This window comes from Pseudomonas sp. GW821-FHT09D08, from assembly GCF_059416305.1.
Map to the genome: position 1 here is coordinate 51,767 of NZ_JBWKOX010000024.1, position 16,159 is coordinate 67,925.

The 16,159-nt window shown below is 60.3% G+C and carries 17 protein-coding genes; 10 read left to right on the forward strand and 7 right to left on the reverse strand.

Going from position 1 to position 16,159, the window contains the following annotated elements; translation table 11 throughout:
• Positions 1 to 23: 23 nt before the first annotated feature.
• Positions 24 to 479 (forward strand): YiiD C-terminal domain-containing protein, encoded by a 456-nt coding sequence (locus tag AC07OP_RS27860; RefSeq protein WP_495102912.1) that lies wholly within the window; start codon positions 24 to 26, stop codon positions 477 to 479.
• Between the two features lie 64 nt (positions 480 to 543).
• On the opposite strand, the gene cysQ is transcribed toward AC07OP_RS27860, so the two are convergent.
• Positions 544 to 1,380 (reverse strand): 3'(2'),5'-bisphosphate nucleotidase CysQ, encoded by an 837-nt coding sequence (gene cysQ / locus AC07OP_RS27865; RefSeq protein WP_141156485.1) that lies wholly within the window; start codon positions 1,378 to 1,380, stop codon positions 544 to 546.
• On the reverse strand, positions 1,377 to 1,943 hold the full coding sequence (nudE, locus tag AC07OP_RS27870; RefSeq protein WP_027605134.1) for an ADP compounds hydrolase NudE: 567 nt from the start codon (positions 1,941 to 1,943) through the stop codon (positions 1,377 to 1,379). The genes cysQ and nudE overlap by 4 nt, the downstream gene beginning before the upstream one ends.
• An 87-nt stretch (positions 1,944 to 2,030) precedes the next feature.
• On the opposite strand from nudE, the gene yrfG reads away from it, so the two are divergent.
• Positions 2,031 to 2,693: a GMP/IMP nucleotidase gene (gene yrfG / locus AC07OP_RS27875; protein ID WP_495102911.1), complete on the forward strand. Its 663-nt coding sequence runs from the start codon at positions 2,031 to 2,033 to the stop codon at positions 2,691 to 2,693.
• Positions 2,694 to 2,739: 46 nt separating this feature from the next.
• Here yrfG and lysM read toward each other — a convergent pair whose 3' ends face one another.
• Positions 2,740 to 3,180 (reverse strand): peptidoglycan-binding protein LysM, encoded by a 441-nt coding sequence (gene lysM, locus AC07OP_RS27880; protein WP_027605136.1) that lies wholly within the window; start codon positions 3,178 to 3,180, stop codon positions 2,740 to 2,742.
• A gap of 132 nt (positions 3,181 to 3,312) precedes the next feature.
• Here lysM and AC07OP_RS27885 point away from each other — a divergent pair, with 132 nt between their 5' ends.
• The 4 genes from AC07OP_RS27885 (at position 3,313) to AC07OP_RS27900 (ending at position 8,161) form a co-directional block, all read left to right on the forward strand.
• Positions 3,313 to 4,200: a LysR family transcriptional regulator gene (locus tag AC07OP_RS27885; protein ID WP_065941114.1), complete on the forward strand. Its 888-nt coding sequence runs from the start codon at positions 3,313 to 3,315 to the stop codon at positions 4,198 to 4,200.
• 97 nt (positions 4,201 to 4,297) lie between these two features.
• The gene (gene fdhD / locus AC07OP_RS27890) at positions 4,298 to 5,137 is read left to right on the forward strand and encodes a formate dehydrogenase accessory sulfurtransferase FdhD (protein WP_169899710.1); all 840 of its coding nucleotides are present in this window, start codon (positions 4,298 to 4,300) and stop codon (positions 5,135 to 5,137) included.
• Positions 5,134 to 7,482: an FdhF/YdeP family oxidoreductase gene (locus AC07OP_RS27895; protein ID WP_027605139.1), complete on the forward strand. Its 2,349-nt coding sequence runs from the start codon at positions 5,134 to 5,136 to the stop codon at positions 7,480 to 7,482. Before fdhD ends, AC07OP_RS27895 begins: the two co-directional genes overlap by 4 nt.
• 205 nt (positions 7,483 to 7,687) lie before the next feature.
• Positions 7,688 to 8,161, forward strand: a complete 474-nt coding sequence (locus AC07OP_RS27900; RefSeq protein ID WP_027605140.1) for a glycine zipper domain-containing protein — start codon at positions 7,688 to 7,690, stop codon at positions 8,159 to 8,161.
• 144 nt (positions 8,162 to 8,305) lie between these two features.
• On the opposite strand, the gene AC07OP_RS27905 is transcribed toward AC07OP_RS27900, so the two are convergent.
• From AC07OP_RS27905 to AC07OP_RS27915, 3 genes are all read right to left on the reverse strand, one after another.
• The gene (locus AC07OP_RS27905; protein ID WP_065925806.1) at positions 8,306 to 8,737 is read right to left on the reverse strand and encodes an acyl-CoA thioesterase; all 432 of its coding nucleotides are present in this window, start codon (positions 8,735 to 8,737) and stop codon (positions 8,306 to 8,308) included.
• A gap of 23 nt (positions 8,738 to 8,760) precedes the next feature.
• The gene (locus tag AC07OP_RS27910) at positions 8,761 to 10,698 is read right to left on the reverse strand and encodes a RecQ family ATP-dependent DNA helicase (protein WP_495102910.1); all 1,938 of its coding nucleotides are present in this window, start codon (positions 10,696 to 10,698) and stop codon (positions 8,761 to 8,763) included.
• A gap of 286 nt (positions 10,699 to 10,984) precedes the next feature.
• A complete protein-coding gene (locus AC07OP_RS27915) occupies positions 10,985 to 12,160 on the reverse strand; it encodes a tetratricopeptide repeat protein (RefSeq protein ID WP_065925808.1) in 1,176 nt (391 codons plus the stop codon).
• Positions 12,161 to 12,336: 176 nt separating this feature from the next.
• Here AC07OP_RS27915 and AC07OP_RS27920 point away from each other — a divergent pair, with 176 nt between their 5' ends.
• The 4 genes from AC07OP_RS27920 (at position 12,337) to AC07OP_RS27935 (ending at position 14,475) form a co-directional block, all read left to right on the forward strand.
• Positions 12,337 to 12,507, forward strand: coding sequence for a YhfG family protein (locus tag AC07OP_RS27920; RefSeq protein ID WP_003236014.1), 171 nt, complete (start codon positions 12,337 to 12,339; stop codon positions 12,505 to 12,507).
• Positions 12,507 to 13,106: a putative adenosine monophosphate-protein transferase Fic gene (locus AC07OP_RS27925; protein ID WP_141156479.1), complete on the forward strand. Its 600-nt coding sequence runs from the start codon at positions 12,507 to 12,509 to the stop codon at positions 13,104 to 13,106. The genes AC07OP_RS27920 and AC07OP_RS27925 overlap by 1 nt, the downstream gene beginning before the upstream one ends.
• A gap of 264 nt (positions 13,107 to 13,370) precedes the next feature.
• Complete coding sequence (locus tag AC07OP_RS27930) at positions 13,371 to 13,841, forward strand: hypothetical protein (RefSeq protein WP_495102909.1); 471 nt, start codon at positions 13,371 to 13,373, stop codon at positions 13,839 to 13,841.
• 277 nt (positions 13,842 to 14,118) lie between these two features.
• Positions 14,119 to 14,475: a DUF1493 family protein gene (locus tag AC07OP_RS27935; RefSeq protein ID WP_495102908.1), complete on the forward strand. Its 357-nt coding sequence runs from the start codon at positions 14,119 to 14,121 to the stop codon at positions 14,473 to 14,475.
• Positions 14,476 to 14,602: 127 nt separating this feature from the next.
• Here AC07OP_RS27935 and AC07OP_RS27940 read toward each other — a convergent pair whose 3' ends face one another.
• On the reverse strand, positions 14,603 to 16,144 hold the full coding sequence (locus AC07OP_RS27940; protein WP_495102907.1) for a phosphoenolpyruvate carboxykinase: 1,542 nt from the start codon (positions 16,142 to 16,144) through the stop codon (positions 14,603 to 14,605).
• Positions 16,145 to 16,159 lie beyond the last annotated feature (15 nt).

Sequence of the window (16,159 nt, forward strand, 5' to 3'; positions counted from 1 at the left end):
TCCCTACCCACCAAGAGGCCGCCATGAGCCGCGACAGCCGTTACCTGGAATCCATCCTCCACCACGACATCCCCCTGACCCGCGAAATGGGCCTCAAGGTACTCGACTGGCAAGACGGGCAACTGCGGCTGCACCTGCCCTTGCTCGCCAATATCAACCACAAGAGCACCATGTTCGGCGGCAGCCTCTATTGCGGTGCGGTGCTGGCGGGTTGGGGCTGGATGCACCTGCAACTGCGCGAGGAGGGAATTGACGACGGGCATATCGTGATTCAGGAAGGGCAGATCAGTTATCCGCTGCCGGTGACGCAAGACGCGACCGCCATTTGCGCGGCGCCGGAGGAGAAGGTGTGGAAGCGTTTTTTAGCCACCTACAGGCGCTATGGCCGGGCGCGGCTGGCGTTGGACACCTGGATCGTGAATGAGGGCAGTGAAGAGCGGGCCGTTACGTTTACCGGCCAATACGTCTTGCACCGCTAGAAGCCAATACACAAAAAATGTGGGAGGGGGCTTGCTCCCTCCCACATTCAGATCGGCTGAGGTATTAAGAGCGAGCCAAGGTCAGCAACCGCTCACGCCACGCCGCCTTTGCCGGCAAAGCCAGGAAAAACGGATTCAGCAACGACGCCCGCGCCGGATAGCTGAACGGCTCGCCACTCAACTCCAGCACCTCGCCGCCCGCTCCTTCCAATACACCCTGCGCCGCCGCCGTATCCCACTGCGAAGTCGGCGCCAGCCGCGGGTAGCAATCGGCACTGCCCTCGGCCAACAGGCAGAACTTCAACGAGCTGCCGATATTCGCCAGCTTCAACTCACCCAACCCTTCGCTCAAACCGTCCAGCAGGCGCTCTTGCTCGGGGCTGGTATGCCGGCGGCTGGCGACCACGGTAAACGCCTCACCCACTGCCGGCGCCTCGCGCACCTGGATCTGCCTGGGCGCTTCGTTCACATCGGAGCGCCACGCCCCCAGGCCGGCACCACCGAAGTAGCAACGGCCACTGGTGGGCATGGACACCACGCCGAACACCACGCGGCCCTGTTCGACCAGGGCAATATTGACGGTGAATTCTTCGCTGCCGGCGATAAATTCCTTGGTGCCATCCAGCGGGTCCACCAGCCACCAGCGCTGCCAGCCGGCACGTACGTTCTGGTCGATGTCAGCGTCTTCTTCGGACAGCACCGGGATGCTCGGGTCCAATGCGGTAAGGCCCGCAAGAATCAGATGGTGGGCGGCCAGGTCGGCCGCCGTCACCGGCGAATCATCGGCCTTGGAGGTCACCGCCACATCGGCGCGCCAGTACGGCAGGATCACTTCACCCGCCTGGCGGGCCAGTTCGATCACAGGGGCGATAAACGGGTGGCCTAAAAACAGTTCGCTCATGGGGTAAACGCTCCACGCTGAATCAACAAATCTCGTACCAGGTACAACGCCGCCAGGGCGCGGCCTTCGCTGAATTGCTCGTTTTGCGCAAGCTGCGACAGCTCGCGCAGGTTGACCCTGTCCACACGCATCGGCTCGGGCTCATCACCTTCCAGGCGTTCTTCATAGAGTTCGGTGGCGAGCACCACCTGGATTTTCTGGCTCATGTAGCCAGGGGATAACGACAGCTCGGTAATGTGTTCCAACTGCCGTGCGCCGTAGCCGGCTTCTTCCTTGAGTTCCCGGTCTGCCGCCGCCAGCACGTCTTCGCCGGGTTCGATCAGGCCCTTGGGCAACGACAGCTCATACTCATCGGTACCGCCGCAGTACTCTTCAACCAGCAACGCATGATCTTCGTCGATCATCGCCACGATCATCACTGCGCCGTAGCCGGCACCGCGGCCCACCAGGCGCTCGTAGGTCCGTTCAACGCCATTGGAAAAGCGCAATTGCACTTCCTCCACGCGGAACAAACGGCTACTGGCGACTATTTCGCGGGCGAGGACGGTGGGTTTCTGGCGCATAAGCGGCTCCTTGGCGTGATCGGGTTACTATACCGTGGCTTTTCCGATTGTCTGTGTCGGATATCTTTACTTACATGAGACCGCACCATGCCCTCTTTGCCCTGGCACGCCATCGACACCGTCCTGCTGGACATGGACGGCACCCTGCTCGACCTGCATTACGACAACCACTTCTGGATGGAGCACCTGCCCCAGCGTTACGCCGAGCTGCACGGGGTGAGCCGAGCCATGGCCGAGATGGAGTTGCAGCCTCTGTTCGAGCGTAACGCCGGACAGTTGCAATGGTATTGCCTGGATTTCTGGAGTGCGGAACTGAACATCCCGGTGCGCGAGCTCAAGCTGGAAACCGCCCACCTGATCGCCCTGCGCCCGGATGCCGACATCTTCCTGGCGGCGATCAAACAGGCCGGCAAGCGCGTGATCCTGATCACCAACGCCCATCGTGATTCGCTGTCGTTGAAATTGGAGCGCATTGAACTGGCGCCGTACTTCGAGCGATTGATCAGCTCCCACGACTACGGCTTCGCCAAGGAAAACCCGCAGTTCTGGGATGCCTTGCAGGCTGACATCCAGTTCGATCCGGCTCGCAGCCTGTTTATCGACGACACCCTGCCGATCCTGCGCAGTGCCCAGGCGTTTGGCGTGGGGCATTTGCTGGCGGTGAAAGAGCCGGACAGCAAAAAGGGGCCAAAGGACACGGCTGAATTTGCAGCAGTCGGTGACTACCGCGATCTCATTGTCGGGCTCTGAACCCTGTGGGAGGGAGCAAGCCCCCTCCCACCTTTTCGCCCGTGTATTACTCAGGAATACGCAGCGTCTGCCCTGGGTAAATCTTGTCTGGATGGGACAACAGCGGCTTGTTGGCCTCGAAGATCTTGTTGTACAGGTTGGCGTTGCCGTACACCGTCAGGGAAATCGCGCTGAGGGTGTCACCCTTTTTCACCACGACGAAACGGGCGGCGGCCACTGCCGGGCCGGTTACGGTGATCTGGTCATCCACACTGGCCACGCCTTGAATGTTACCCAGCGCCAGCAGAATCTTCTCTTTCTCTTCCTGGGTGGCGACTTCACCGGTCACGGTCACTTTGTCGCCATCCACCGTGGTCTGTACATTCGGATTCCCCAGACCCACCTTCGCTACGTGTTCCTTCAACTGCTCACTCGCGTTGGCGTTACCCGGCGTCAACAGGTCGACAATCTTTTCGCCGGCTTCTTTGATAAAGCTGAAAATGCTCATAGTGCGCTCTCCTTGGTAGTTGATTTCCAGATGCCCAAGACTAGACCAGTCCGGCAGACTTGGGTTCCAGCCCGGCCAAAGACGCAAACGCGCTAGAATCCCCCCGCCATTGGAATAAGCCCTGGAGCGAAGATGGACATCAAGCAGCTGAAATTCCTCATCGCCCTCGACGAGACCCGTCACTTCGGCCAGGCCGCGGCGCGTTGCCACATCACCCAGCCAACCCTGTCGATGCGCCTGCGCAGCCTTGAAGAAGAGCTGGACTTGCCGCTGGTCAATCGCGGCCAGCGTTTCGAAGGGTTCACCGCTCCCGGCGAGCGCGTACTGGCCTGGGCACGCACGGTGCTGGCGGCCTATGACGGTTTGCAGGCCGAAGCCGCCGCCTGCCGTGGCAACCTGGTGGGTACGTTGCGCCTGGGTGTGGTGCCGTTGTCGAGCTTTGATCCGCTGGCGTTGATGCAACAACTGCACAAGGAGCATCCGAGCCTGCGCTTTGAGCTGTCGGCCCTCAGTTCCGAGCAGATCCTCGAACAGTTGGCGAGCAATCGCCTGGACCTGGGCGTGTCCTACCTCGACCGCCTGGACAACGAGCGCTTCGACTCCCTGGCCCTCGGCGAAACCCGCATGGGCCTGCTCTACGACCAGCGCTATTTCAGTTTTGGCGACAAGCCGCTGAGCTGGGAGGCATTGATCGAACTGCCCCTGGGCATGCTCACCAGTGGCATGCACTTCCGTCAGTCCATCGACCACAACTTCCACAGCCGTGGCCTGCACCCGCAGCCGCTGTTACAAACCGACGCCGTCCATCAGTTGTTACAAGCGGTGCATGGCGGACTCTGCTGCGCCGTCATGCCGTTGGACGGCGGCCTGGACGCCCTCACCGAACATTTGCGCCTGCAACCCATCGAAGACGCCCACACCCTGGCGCGCCTGGGCCTGATCATGCGGCGCAGCGCGCCGCGTTCGGCATTGGCAGAGGCGTGTTTCGCGCTGTTTCAGAAATCGCAAAAAGAGTCTTGATCGACGTCATCTATCGGTAGATCAGTACTGGCAATTAGACGCGACGCTTTGTCGCGCCTAGTCTCAACACTGATCAATCCGCCGGTGGTACTGCCCCATGAACGCCAAGCGCCCAGTCTGCGCGGCGCCTGCTCCGGAAGCGTCCGCGCCCGTCGCCAGCCAGAGCTACCAGTTTTGCAACCTTGAGCACACTGAAGTCGCCAGCACCGCCTTGGCGGAAGAAGTGGCGTTGGCGATTGCCTATAACGACATCAGCCAGGCCGTCATGCTGGTCACGCCCACGGACCTGGAAGACTTTATTGTCGGATTCAGCATCGGCAGCGGCATTATCGCCGACGTCAGCGATATTTATGATCTGAAACTCAGCGGTTCGGGTTCGGCCCAATACGCTCAGGTGCAGATCTCCAGCCGTGCGTTCTGGAACCTCAAGCAGCAGCGCCGCCAGCTGGCAGGTACCAGCGGCTGCGGCCTGTGCGGAGTGGAAGCGGTGGAACAGGCCCTGCCGGAGCTTCAAGTACTGCCCGGCGCACCCTTGCCACCTGCCGAATGGCTCGACGGCCTGCGCCAGCGCATCAGTGCGTTCCAGCCTTTGGGCCAGTACAGCGGCGCTGTGCATGCGGCCGTGTTCATGGATAACCAGGGCGAATTGCTGATGGGCCGTGAAGACATCGGCCGGCACAACGCCCTCGACAAGTTGATCGGTGCGCTGATCCGCCAACGAATCCCCACCGACGGCGGGCTGGCGATTGTCACCAGCCGTTGCAGCCTCGAATTGATCCAGAAAGTCCTGCGCGCGGGCATCCAGACCCTGGTCAGCCTGTCGTCGCCCACCGGCCTGGCCCTGCAATGGGCTCGCCGGCATCACCTCAATCTCATCCACCTGCCGCAGAAAAGTGCGCCGCGGGTCTACAGCCCTGCGATGGAGAACCAGCCGTGAGCAATCATCATCAAGCCGACCAAACCCCAACCCCGCGCTACAAGCCTTACAAGGGCCCGGCTGGCGGCTGGGGTGCGCTGATCAGCGTGGCACAGGCGTGGCTGACCAGCGACAACGCGCTGAAAAACCTGCGCATGATGCTCAAGACCAACCAGAACGGCGGCTTCGACTGCCCGGGCTGCGCCTGGGGCGACTCGCCGGAAAGCGGCATGGTCAAGTTCTGCGAGAACGGCGCCAAGGCGGTCAACTGGGAAGCCACCAAGCGCCGCGTTGACGCAGCGTTTTTCGCCAAGCACAGCGTCACCGCGCTGCTGGAGCAAAGCGACTATTGGCTCGAGTACCAGGGCCGCCTGACCGAGCCGATGCGCTACGACGCCGAAACCGACCGCTACACCCCCATCAGTTGGGAAGCGGCCTTCGACCTGGTCGGCAAGCACCTCAACGCCCTGCCCAGCCCGGACATGGCCGAGTTCTACACCTCGGGCCGTGCCAGTAACGAAGCGGCGTACCTGTACCAGCTGTTTGTGCGCGCCTACGGCACCAACAACTTCCCGGACTGCTCGAACATGTGCCACGAGGCCAGCGGCGTGGCCCTGGCTCAGAGCGTGGGGGTCGGCAAAGGCACCGTGACCTTTGATGACTTCGAACATGCCGATGCGATTTTCGTCTGGGGCCAGAACCCCGGCACCAACCACCCACGCATGCTCGAACCGCTGCGTGAAGCGGTCAAACGCGGTGCCCAGGTGGTGTGCATCAACCCCCTCAAGGAGCGCGGCCTGGAGCGCTTCCAGCATCCGCAGCATCCGCTGGAAATGCTCACCAACGGCGACAAGCCGACCAACACCGCGTACTTCCGCCCGGCCCTGGGTGGCGACATGGCCATCCTGCGCGGCATGGCCAAGTTCCTGCTGCTGTGGGAGCGCCAGGCTCAGGCCGAAGGCAAGGAAGCCGTGTTCGACCACGACTTCCTCAATGAACACACGGCCAACGTGCTGGATTACCTGGGCCAGATCGACGACACCTCCTGGGATGAAATCGTCGAACAGTCCGGCCTGACCCTGGTCGAGATCGAGCAAGCGGCGCGCATGTACGCCAAGGGCAAGAACGTGATCATGTGCTGGGCAATGGGTATTACCCAGCACCGCCACTCGGTGCCGACCATCCAGGAAATCGCCAACCTGATGCTGCTGCGCGGCAACATCGGCCGCCCCGGCGCCGGTCTGTGCCCGGTGCGTGGCCACAGCAACGTGCAGGGCGACCGCACCATGGGCATCAACGAACGCCCTCCGGTGGCGTTCCTCGACGCCCTGGAGCGACGCTTCCAGTTCCAGGTGCCGCGCACCAACGGGCACAACGTGGTGGAAGCGATCCACGCCATGCTTGAAGGTCGCTCCAAGGTGTTTATCGGCCTGGGTGGCAACTTCGCCCAAGCCACGCCGGACAGCCCGCGCACCTTTGAAGCACTGCGCAATTGCGACCTGACCGTGCAGATCAGCACCAAGCTCAACCGCAGCCACCTGATGCACGGCAAGGACGCGCTGATCCTGCCGTGCCTGGGCCGCACCGACATCGACATCCAGGCCGAAGGCCCGCAAGCGGTGACGGTGGAAGACTCGTTCAGCATGGTCCACGACTCCAACGGCCAACTGCAGCCGCTGTCGAAGTTGATGAAATCGGAACCGGCCATCCTCGCCGGCATCGCCGCCGCAACCCTGGGCAGCAAACCGGTGGACTGGAACTGGTTGGTGGCCGATTACAGCCGCATCCGCGACCTGATCGCCGACACCATCCCAGGCTTCAAGGACTTCAACGAACGCCTGAAACATCCCGGTGGTTTCTACCTGGGCAACTCTGCCGGTGCTCGGCGCTGGAACACGCCTTCGGGCCGTGCCAACTTCCGCCCGAACATCCTGCCCAAGGACCTGATCCACGAGCGCACCCACGCCACGGGCCACGTGCCGGATCTGATCATGCAATCGATGCGCTCCCACGATCAGTACAACACCACCATTTATGGCCTGGACGACCGCTATCGCGGGGTCAAAGGCCAGCGTGACGTGCTGTTCGTCAACGAAGCCGACATCATCCGCCTGGGCTTCAAGCCGGGGCAGAAAGCCGACATCGTGTCGTTGTGGGAAGACGGCCGCGAGCGTCGGGTGAAGGGCTTCACCTTGCTGGCGTTTGATATTCCGGCAGGGCAGGCTGCGGCTTACTACCCGGAAGTGAACCCGTTGGTGCCGCTGGAAAGCACCGGGGATGGCAGCCATACGCCGACGTCGAAGTTCGTGGCGATACGTTTGGAAGCTGCCAGTGACAATGGGCTGATCATGGCGCGTTCCGCCTGACTGATCATTTCGGGCACAAAAAAGGCCGCTTTTGCATAAAAGCGGCCGTTCCGAAGTAGCTAAAGACTCGCAAAAACCACTTAAGTTCCCGAGCTAAAACAGTAACTTAGAGAATTGTGTACAACTCGTGTTACTGGTCGGATTTCTATTGTAACCATGTCAATACAGCCTCAGGATCGCGCCGTCATCCTCTTGAGGTCTCTCTATGAAGTTCTCCTCGATTCTCTTGTTGTCCCTTGGCCTGGTCAGTGGCGCAGCCATGGCCGGTGGCACCACCGAAGCCGGTGTGGGCGGCGCATTGGGCGGGGTTCTAGGCTCGGTTGTCGGCCAGCAGTTGGGCGGCAATACCGGTTCGACCATCGGCGCGGCCCTGGGCGGCGCAGGCGGTAGCGCGGTCGGCGCAGACAAGCGCAGCCGCGGCGAAGCAGCCATTGGCGGCGCACTGGGCGCAGCCGGCGGCAACGTGGTGGGCCGCAGTGTCGGCGGCAGCACCGGGGCACTGATCGGTTCAGCGGCCGGCGGTGGCGCGGGTGGTGCACTGGGCAACTACATGGGCAACAAGAGCGATGACGATGATCGTCGTAGTCGTGATAGCCGCCGTTATGACCGCGACGACCATCGCGGCCGCGGCCATGCCTACGGGCATCGCAAGAACAAGCATCACTACCGTCACCGCTAAGCGCTAAAGAACACTGCAAAATCAATGTGGGAGGGGGCTTGCTCCCGATAGCAGAGTGTCAGCCACCCGTGTACTGGCTGACCCACCGCTATCGGGAGCAAGCCCCCTCCCACATTGGGTTCCGTGGTGCCTGCAACGCCGAAGTCAGACAACCAACCGCTGCAACGCCTCGCGCAACATCCCCGGAATCGTCACCGGCTGGTTCGTCCCCCGATCCACGAACACATGCACAAAGCGCCCCGCCGCACAGGCCTCCTCTTCGCCTGCCTTGAACACCGCCAACTCGTACTGCACGGAGCTGTTGCCCAGCTTGCCCACCCGCAGGCCGATGTCCAGGCGGTCGGGAAAGGCAATAGACGCGAAGTAATCGCACGCCGAACTCACCACAAACCCCACCACCTCACCGTCATGAATATCCAACCCACCCTGTTCGATCAGGTAGGTATTCACCGCCGTGTCGAAGAAGCTGTAGTAGGTGACATTGTTCACATGGCCGTACACATCGTTGTCGTGCCAGCGCGTGATGATCGGCTGGAAGTGACGGTAATCGGCGCGTTGCGGCATTGAGTCAGGCATGGGCACGTCTCATGAAAGTAGGGTTACAGGTCACTCAAGTGGGCTTGGGCCCACTCACGCACGTCGGCGTAGGGGTAGTCTTCCAGCGCTGCGAAACCGGGAATGCCCCGCGCCTTCAACTTGGTAAACAACGGCACGCTGATACCCCCCAGGAACCGTGTCAGCCGCTCAGCGCCCGGCAGTTGGCCGGTGTGCTCATGATGCCTGTGGATAAAATCACCGCACAGTCCCATGAAGTTTTTATCCACAAGTGGCGGCAGGCTCGGCGGCGCCGGCAAATGCGCGACATGGCCGTGGCACACAGAGCAGTGCCCGCAGCGCTGCGGTGCATTTTCATCACCAAAGTAATGCGCCAGGCGCTGCCCCAGGCAATGTTCGGCGGCGAACAGATCGAGCATGGCGTGGATCCGTGCCACCTCCGTCACCTCGTGCTGCTTGAAGCCTGTGTATAACTCGGCGCTCAACACCTGTGGATCAAACTCGGTATCCAGCAGGCTGTAGACCTCCGTCATCTGCTTGCTTTCCAACTCGATCAGGCCTTGTTCCTGGAAGTAATCCAGGGCCTTCACCACCCGGCTGCGTTCGGCATTGTGTTGCTGGTAAAGCGCGTCGAAATCCACGGTCGCCCAGGTTTTCGCACGCTTGCACACCTGGATGATCGCCGCGACAAACTGCTGGCGCTCGCCGGAAAAACGCGCCAGCAGAGCTTCGGGCTCGACCAGGTACTTGAAGCGGTATTCGGCATAAAACGCGTAGCGCGGCGCGATCACGCCCTTGAGCTCCAATTGCACCAACAGTGTCTTCAGTGGCAGTTCGCGGATGTTGCTGTGGTCCGACAGCGACCTCAGCAGGAACTCCCACTGCCCTTCACTGCGCGCTGCCTGCAACTCTTCCAGCACCCGCCGAATACCGTCCTGCTCCGGCGTATCGCCATACACGAAGTTTTCCAGCACATTGAGGCTGTCACGGTTGGCCAGCACCAGGCAGTCCGAGGGCTGCCCATCACGCCCCGCGCGGCCGATTTCCTGGCTGTAGTTCTCGATGGATTTGGGCAGGTCAAAATGCACGACGTTGCGGATATCGCTCTTGTCGATCCCCATGCCAAACGCGATGGTAGCGACGATGCAATTGGAGCGCCCGCCCATGAATCGCTGCTGGATGCCCTCACGCCTGTCGTGGGGCAAGCCGGCGTGATACGCCTCGGCCTGGATACCGTTGCGGTTCAGGTGCTCGGCAATCTGCTCGGCGGTTTTCTGCAAGGTGACGTAGACGATGCTGGGCTGGTTGGCTCGCTCGCTCATCCACTGCACCAGGCGACGACGCTTCTCCGCACCGGCGACCGGCTCCACCAACAGGTTGAGGTTGGGCCGATAGAAGCCCGTGGTGACCACGTCATCCGGCGCAATGGCGAACTTGGCCTGCATGTCGGCAATCACCTTGGGCGTGGCTGTAGCCGTCAGCAGCAGCGCTTGTGGGATCTTGAACTGGCGCTGGTAGTCCGGCAGCTTCAAATAATCCGGGCGGAAGTTGTGGCCCCACTCGGAAATACAGTGCGCCTCATCCACCACCAGCAGCGAGATCTGCACACTTTGCAGGAAGTGGCGAAAACGCTCGTTCTTCAAACGCTCCACGGAAATCATCAGGATTTTCAGCTCGCCCGACCGCGCGCGGGCCATCACGTCATTGGCGTCCTCGCGGCTTTGCGCCGAATCGATACTGCCCGCCGAAATACCGTGACGTTGCAGGAAGCCCAATTGGTCCTGCATCAATGCCAACAATGGCGACACCACCAGCGTCAGGTGCGGCAGCAACACCGCCGACAGCTGATAACACAGGGACTTGCCCGACCCCGTAGGAAAAATGGCCGCAGCCGAACGACCTGCCAGTACGGCGCTGACCGTTACTTCCTGGCCCGGACGAAACTGTGGATAACCAAAGACCTGCTGGAGGGTGTCGTGCATAGGCTGTCACTCCATTGACCGCTGAAGGTGGCTTAAAAACGTAGCCCAGCACGTTCAGCGAATCGAGAAAGGTCGCATGGAAAAAAGAGACAGGATGATACACAGGGTGGGGGACGGCCTAGGGCCGAATCGGGAATAAACTGAGGAGGTTGCAGGAAAGACACAGATCCAAATGTGGGAGGGGGCTTGCCCCCGATGGCAATGGATCAGTTACCAATAACTGACTGACCCACTGCTATCGGGAGCAAAACCCCTCCCACATTTTCAGACCTGCGCTACAGCTGAATCAGCGGTTCTGCACCCGCTCAATCGCCGTGTCATACACCGGGTTGGCCTTCTGCTCCTTGGCCAACTGGTAGTGACGCAATGCATCCGGGAACTGCCCCGCCGCTTCGTAGATCCGCGCAATGTTGTAGTAGGCACCTGCACGTACGGTTGCAGCATTGGCACCAGTGGCGAGGGCGATAGCCTTGCGATTGGCCCAGATCGACTCGGCAGTGTTGCCGGCTTTCTGATACGCCAGGCCGAGGTTGCCGTAGGCCTTGCCGAAGCCATTGTCCAACTCGATAGCCTGGCGGAACAGGTCGATGGCCTGGTCCAGCTTGCCGGCCTGGTAGGCCGCTTCACCCTGCAGGTTCAGACGCTTCGCATCGGTTTGTACGGAAGAACTGACGGTGACGGCGGTGACCGCCACGCTGTCATCCAGCAGCGGTTTGACTTCGTTCAGCACATTCGCCGCATTCACGGTCACGCCACTGAAAGTGTTGATGTCCTGGAAGTCGCCGCTGCCGGTCATGCGGAACACCGTCCACAGGTTGCCGCTGCGGTTCTTGGGCACGTAGTAGGTACGCACCAGCGATTGGCCCATGTACACGAACACCTTGGCTTCGCTGTCGGATAACTGGCGCGAGCCTGGGTTGCCGCCATTGCTGTAGTCATGCACGGCATAAACGTAGCTTTCGCCGTAGTGTTTTTTCTGCAGGGTGATGGTTTCCGGGCCGTAGCTGTCGGTGTCATCCACATCCAACTCGGCATCGGTACCCTTCTGGTTCTCGAAGTAGATGTTATTGCCGGGGAAAATCATGTGGGAGTCGAGGTCACTCGGCGTCTTGCCCCACGTCAGCACCACACGCAGGCCATCGAGGTTTTCCATCACCGGGCTGATGGCGTAGGTCATGCCCGCGCAGGGGCACTTCACCACTAGGTTGGAGTAGCCAGGCTTCTTGATGATCAGCAGGTTGCTCGCATCATCGGCGGCCTCACTGGTCAGCGTCACTTGGCCCTGGGCGTTGGTGCGGCCCACCACGTTCTGTGCGCCGTTACGTTGCAGCAGCACTTCGGCATCGGCGATTTTCTGGTCCTTGACCACCGCACTGAGCACTTCGATCGGCAACTGCCCGGCCTGGACCGAAAAAGCCACCGCACACAATGACATCGCCGAAGCAACACGAAGCAAACCCATGCCTAACTCCCTTTAAGTCGCGGGCGGAAATCGCCCTGCAAGATTTTGCGGTGAAACATACGCTGAATTCCGGGTGTCGGCGGACTTTTTATACAAAATGTGACGTGGTTTTTATCCCGCCTGCCCATTGAAGCATTGCGCTACAATCAAACCTTGCTACCCAGGAGTACGCTGCGATGAGCGAACTGACGTTTGAGCAAAAACAGGATCATTACCACAAGATCCGCCGTTCCAATTACCTGGCCAGCCTGCGCCTGGAAGGGTTCGACACCCAGCCGGCCGACGTCGACAAACCCCTGCCGACCCGCGAAGCCGTCCTTGCCAAGTACCGCAACACCCCACGCTGATGCTCGACAAATACGGGGTGGGCCAGGATCCGTACTGCTATCCCGGTAGCAGCGTCCTGCGCAACCGCCTCGATTTGCTCGACGACGCCCGCCTGCACCAGGCCGAGCGGGAATTATCCGAAATCGCCGTAGGCAGCCTCCCCCTCTTCCCCCCGCCCTACAACCTCGACCGCCTGCAACACATCCACCGCACGCTGTTCGGTGACATCTACGACTGGGCCGGTGAGTTGCGCAGCGTGAACATCCAGAAAGGCGACACCCTGTTCTGCACCCCGGAGCGCATCCCCCCGGAAGCCGCGAAGATCATCCGGCAGATGGAAGAAGCAAACTGGTTTGTCGGTGCCAGCCAAACCGAGTTGATAAGCAGGATTGCCGAAGCCTATGGCGACCTCAACGTCATCCACCCCTTCCGCGAGGGCAATGGCCGGGCGCAGCGGATTTTGTTCGAACAGATCATCGTCAACGCGGGGTTTTCAGTGAACTGGTGGCTGGTGAAACACGCGGCATGGATACCAGCGAATATTGATGCGGTGGCGTGTGATTATCGGGGGTTGGAGGCGATTTTTGAGCGGTGTGTCAGCAGGCCTGCAGGGCAGTGATCGTTCCTCACGCTCTGCGTGGAAATGATCTTGATCAACGGCGAGGCGATGGACCAGAAGAAACAGAGCGCCCTTGAGTTTTTCGCGAGCAATCTCGCTCCTACAAGCACTGCCAAGCCACAAATGCCGGAAACCGTTGTAGGAAACCTCCAAACACCGCGACAGCCCCTTCCCAAACTGCTCCAAACACCCGCTTGACCCTCTACAGAAGTTACCCGTAGCTGAATGAAAATAGCGCGGTCTCAACTTTCTCGGCAGAAACCTGTGAACATCGAAAGGGCTCAACACATCGGCCACTATGGCGTCATCTTCACAGTGAATCGCTTCACTGTTGTGCCTGACAATCGGCATGCTTTGGCCAATCTATCCCTGTTTGAAATAAAAACGGCAGCGCGACAAGTGCGCGATCAGATACGTAGGCTGTACGAAAAAATGCTGGCCAGAGACTTGCCATGGGAAATGGCGGTCGCGATTTCCCATCCTTTGAGACGGAATCAGGCCGATCGGTTAAACGACCAAAACGTGCTCATCAAACAAATAATCTCCGGAGCGGTTAAAGCACCGGGGATTGCCATTTCAACCGTAACCGCCGGCTTCGCTGGCGATACGATTTCCGGCAAGCTTCGTAGATATCATGCTGGAGACATCATCATCGGTCTGGATGCCAGTGTGAGAGGAGGCATAGGGCCTCAGCGGTCAACACTCTCAATGCATGTCTACTCGGACGGGTCTTAGTGACATGGCCCTTTACCTTCAATCCGCTTCCTTTCTCCTTATCTATTTGATGCTGCACTACCAAATCACAGACCCAATGCTCAGAAAGCACTTCGCAGTCACATTTCTTACAACAGGCCTTATTTTGACGTTCCTACTACCCTATGTAGCGGTGATCCTCAGAATGCCCCTCCTACCTGTCTTTGTATTTTTGATAGGCTTGGCGCTCTTCATCACTCGAAACAAATACCGCCTCCAACGCAACCAGCCCCTTCATCAACTCCTGCGTGCCCCCACCATGAACCTCGCCCCCAACTTCCCCGAAGACCCCGTGATGCAGCAACTCCTGCAACTGCTGCACGAAGAAATCGGCCTGCCGAAACACAAGACCATCCGCCTGCAAACCTCACTCAATTTCGACCTGGGCTGTGACGGCAGTGAAGCCAAGCAACTCATGGAAGCGCTGGAGCAGGACTTCGCCCTCGACCTCGGCGACTACGACACTTATCGTTACTTCAACCCACCGGTCTTTGACGTGTTCCTCAAGCGTCGGGGCAAGGGGCATGGCGACAAGGTCCCGCTAACCATCGGCATGCTCTACCTGGCCATCAAGACCCACAGCTGGGACACTCAGACGCTGGAAAACCTGAGCTGAACGAAGATCAGCTCCAGGCACACCGCAAGTCAAAGGTGGAGGGGCAATGATTCTGCCTATCGTCGACTAACCCTTCGCGCACAAAAAAGCCGCCCACTAGGGACGGCTTTTTAACAGCTTGCGAATCTTACAACTTCGGACCCGCAGCCTTGATCGCTTCGCTCACTTCAAACTTCTTGAAGTTCTCGATGAACAGACCAGCCAGGGCCTTCGCCGCTTCATCGTAAGCAGCCTTATCAGCCCAGGTGTTACGTGGGTTCAACAGGCCGGTCTCAACGCCCGGTACAGCCAATGGCACGTCGAGGTTGATGGTGTCGAGGTGTTCGGTTTCAGCACCGATCAACGCGCCGCTCTGGATCGCCGCGATCACGCCGCGCGTGGTCGGGATGTTGAAGCGCTTGCCAACGCCGTAGCCGCCACCGGTCCAGCCGGTGTTGACCAGGTAGACCTTGGAGCCGAAGCCGCGGATGCGCTTGATCAGCAGCTCTGCGTATTCGCCGGCCGGGCGTGGGAAGAACGGTGCGCCGAAGCAGGTGGAGAAGGTCGACTTGATGCCGCTGCCCGAACCCATTTCGGTCGAGCCCACCAGTGCGGTGTAGCCGGACAGGAAGTGGTAGGCCGCTTGTTCTTCGCTGAGGATGGACACGGGTGGCAGTACGCCGGTCAGGTCGCAGGTCAGGAAGATCACCGCGTTTGGCTCGCCGCCCAGGTTCTTCTCGGAACGCTTGGCAACGTGCTCCAGCGGGTAGGCGGCGCGGCTGTTCTGGGTCAGGCTGACGTCGGCATAGTCGGCGTGCTTGGCCTCGTCGATCACGACGTTTTCCAGCACGGCGCCGTGCTTGATGGCTTTCCAGATAACCGGTTCGTTCTTCTCGGACAGGTCGATGCACTTGGCATAGCAACCGCCTTCGATGTTGAACACCACGCCTTCGCCCCAGCCGTGTTCGTCGTCACCGATCAGGTAGCGGCTTTCGTCGGCGGACAGGGTGGTCTTGCCGGTGCCCGACAGACCGAAGAACAGGGTCACGTCGCCTGCTTCGCCAATGTTGGCGGCGCAGTGCATCGGCAGTACGTCGGAAGCCGGCAGCAGGTAGTTCTGCACCGAGAACATGGCTTTCTTCATTTCACCGGCGTAGCGCATGCCGGCGATCAGCACTTTTTTCTGGGCGAAGTTGAGGATCACGCAACCGTCGGAGTTGGTGCCGTCACGCTCTGGCACGCACTCGAAGTTGGCCACGTTGAGCACTTGCCACTCGTCACGACCGGCCGGGTTGTACTGGGCCGGGTTGATGAACAGGCAACGACCGAACAGGTTCTGCCAGGCAGTCTGGGTGGTCATTTTCACGGCCAGGTAGTGGTCTTCGGCCGCCCCTACGTGAACGTGGGAAACGAAATGCTCTTGCGCGTTGTTGAACGCCTCGACGCGGGCCCACAGGGCATCGAACTTGTCGGCCGGGAACTTGCGGTTGATCGGGCCCCAGGCGATGGAATCCTGGGTGGAAGGCTCTTCAACGATGAAACGGTCGACTGGCGAACGGCCGGTACGGTGACCGGTTTCCACGACCAGCGCGCCGGTATCGGCAAGCACGCCTTCACCGCGCTGCAGGGCTTCTTTGACCAGATCGTCAACACTCAGATCGGTGTATACGGCGTTATTGGCTTGCGTCATGAGGTTCCCCGTCGG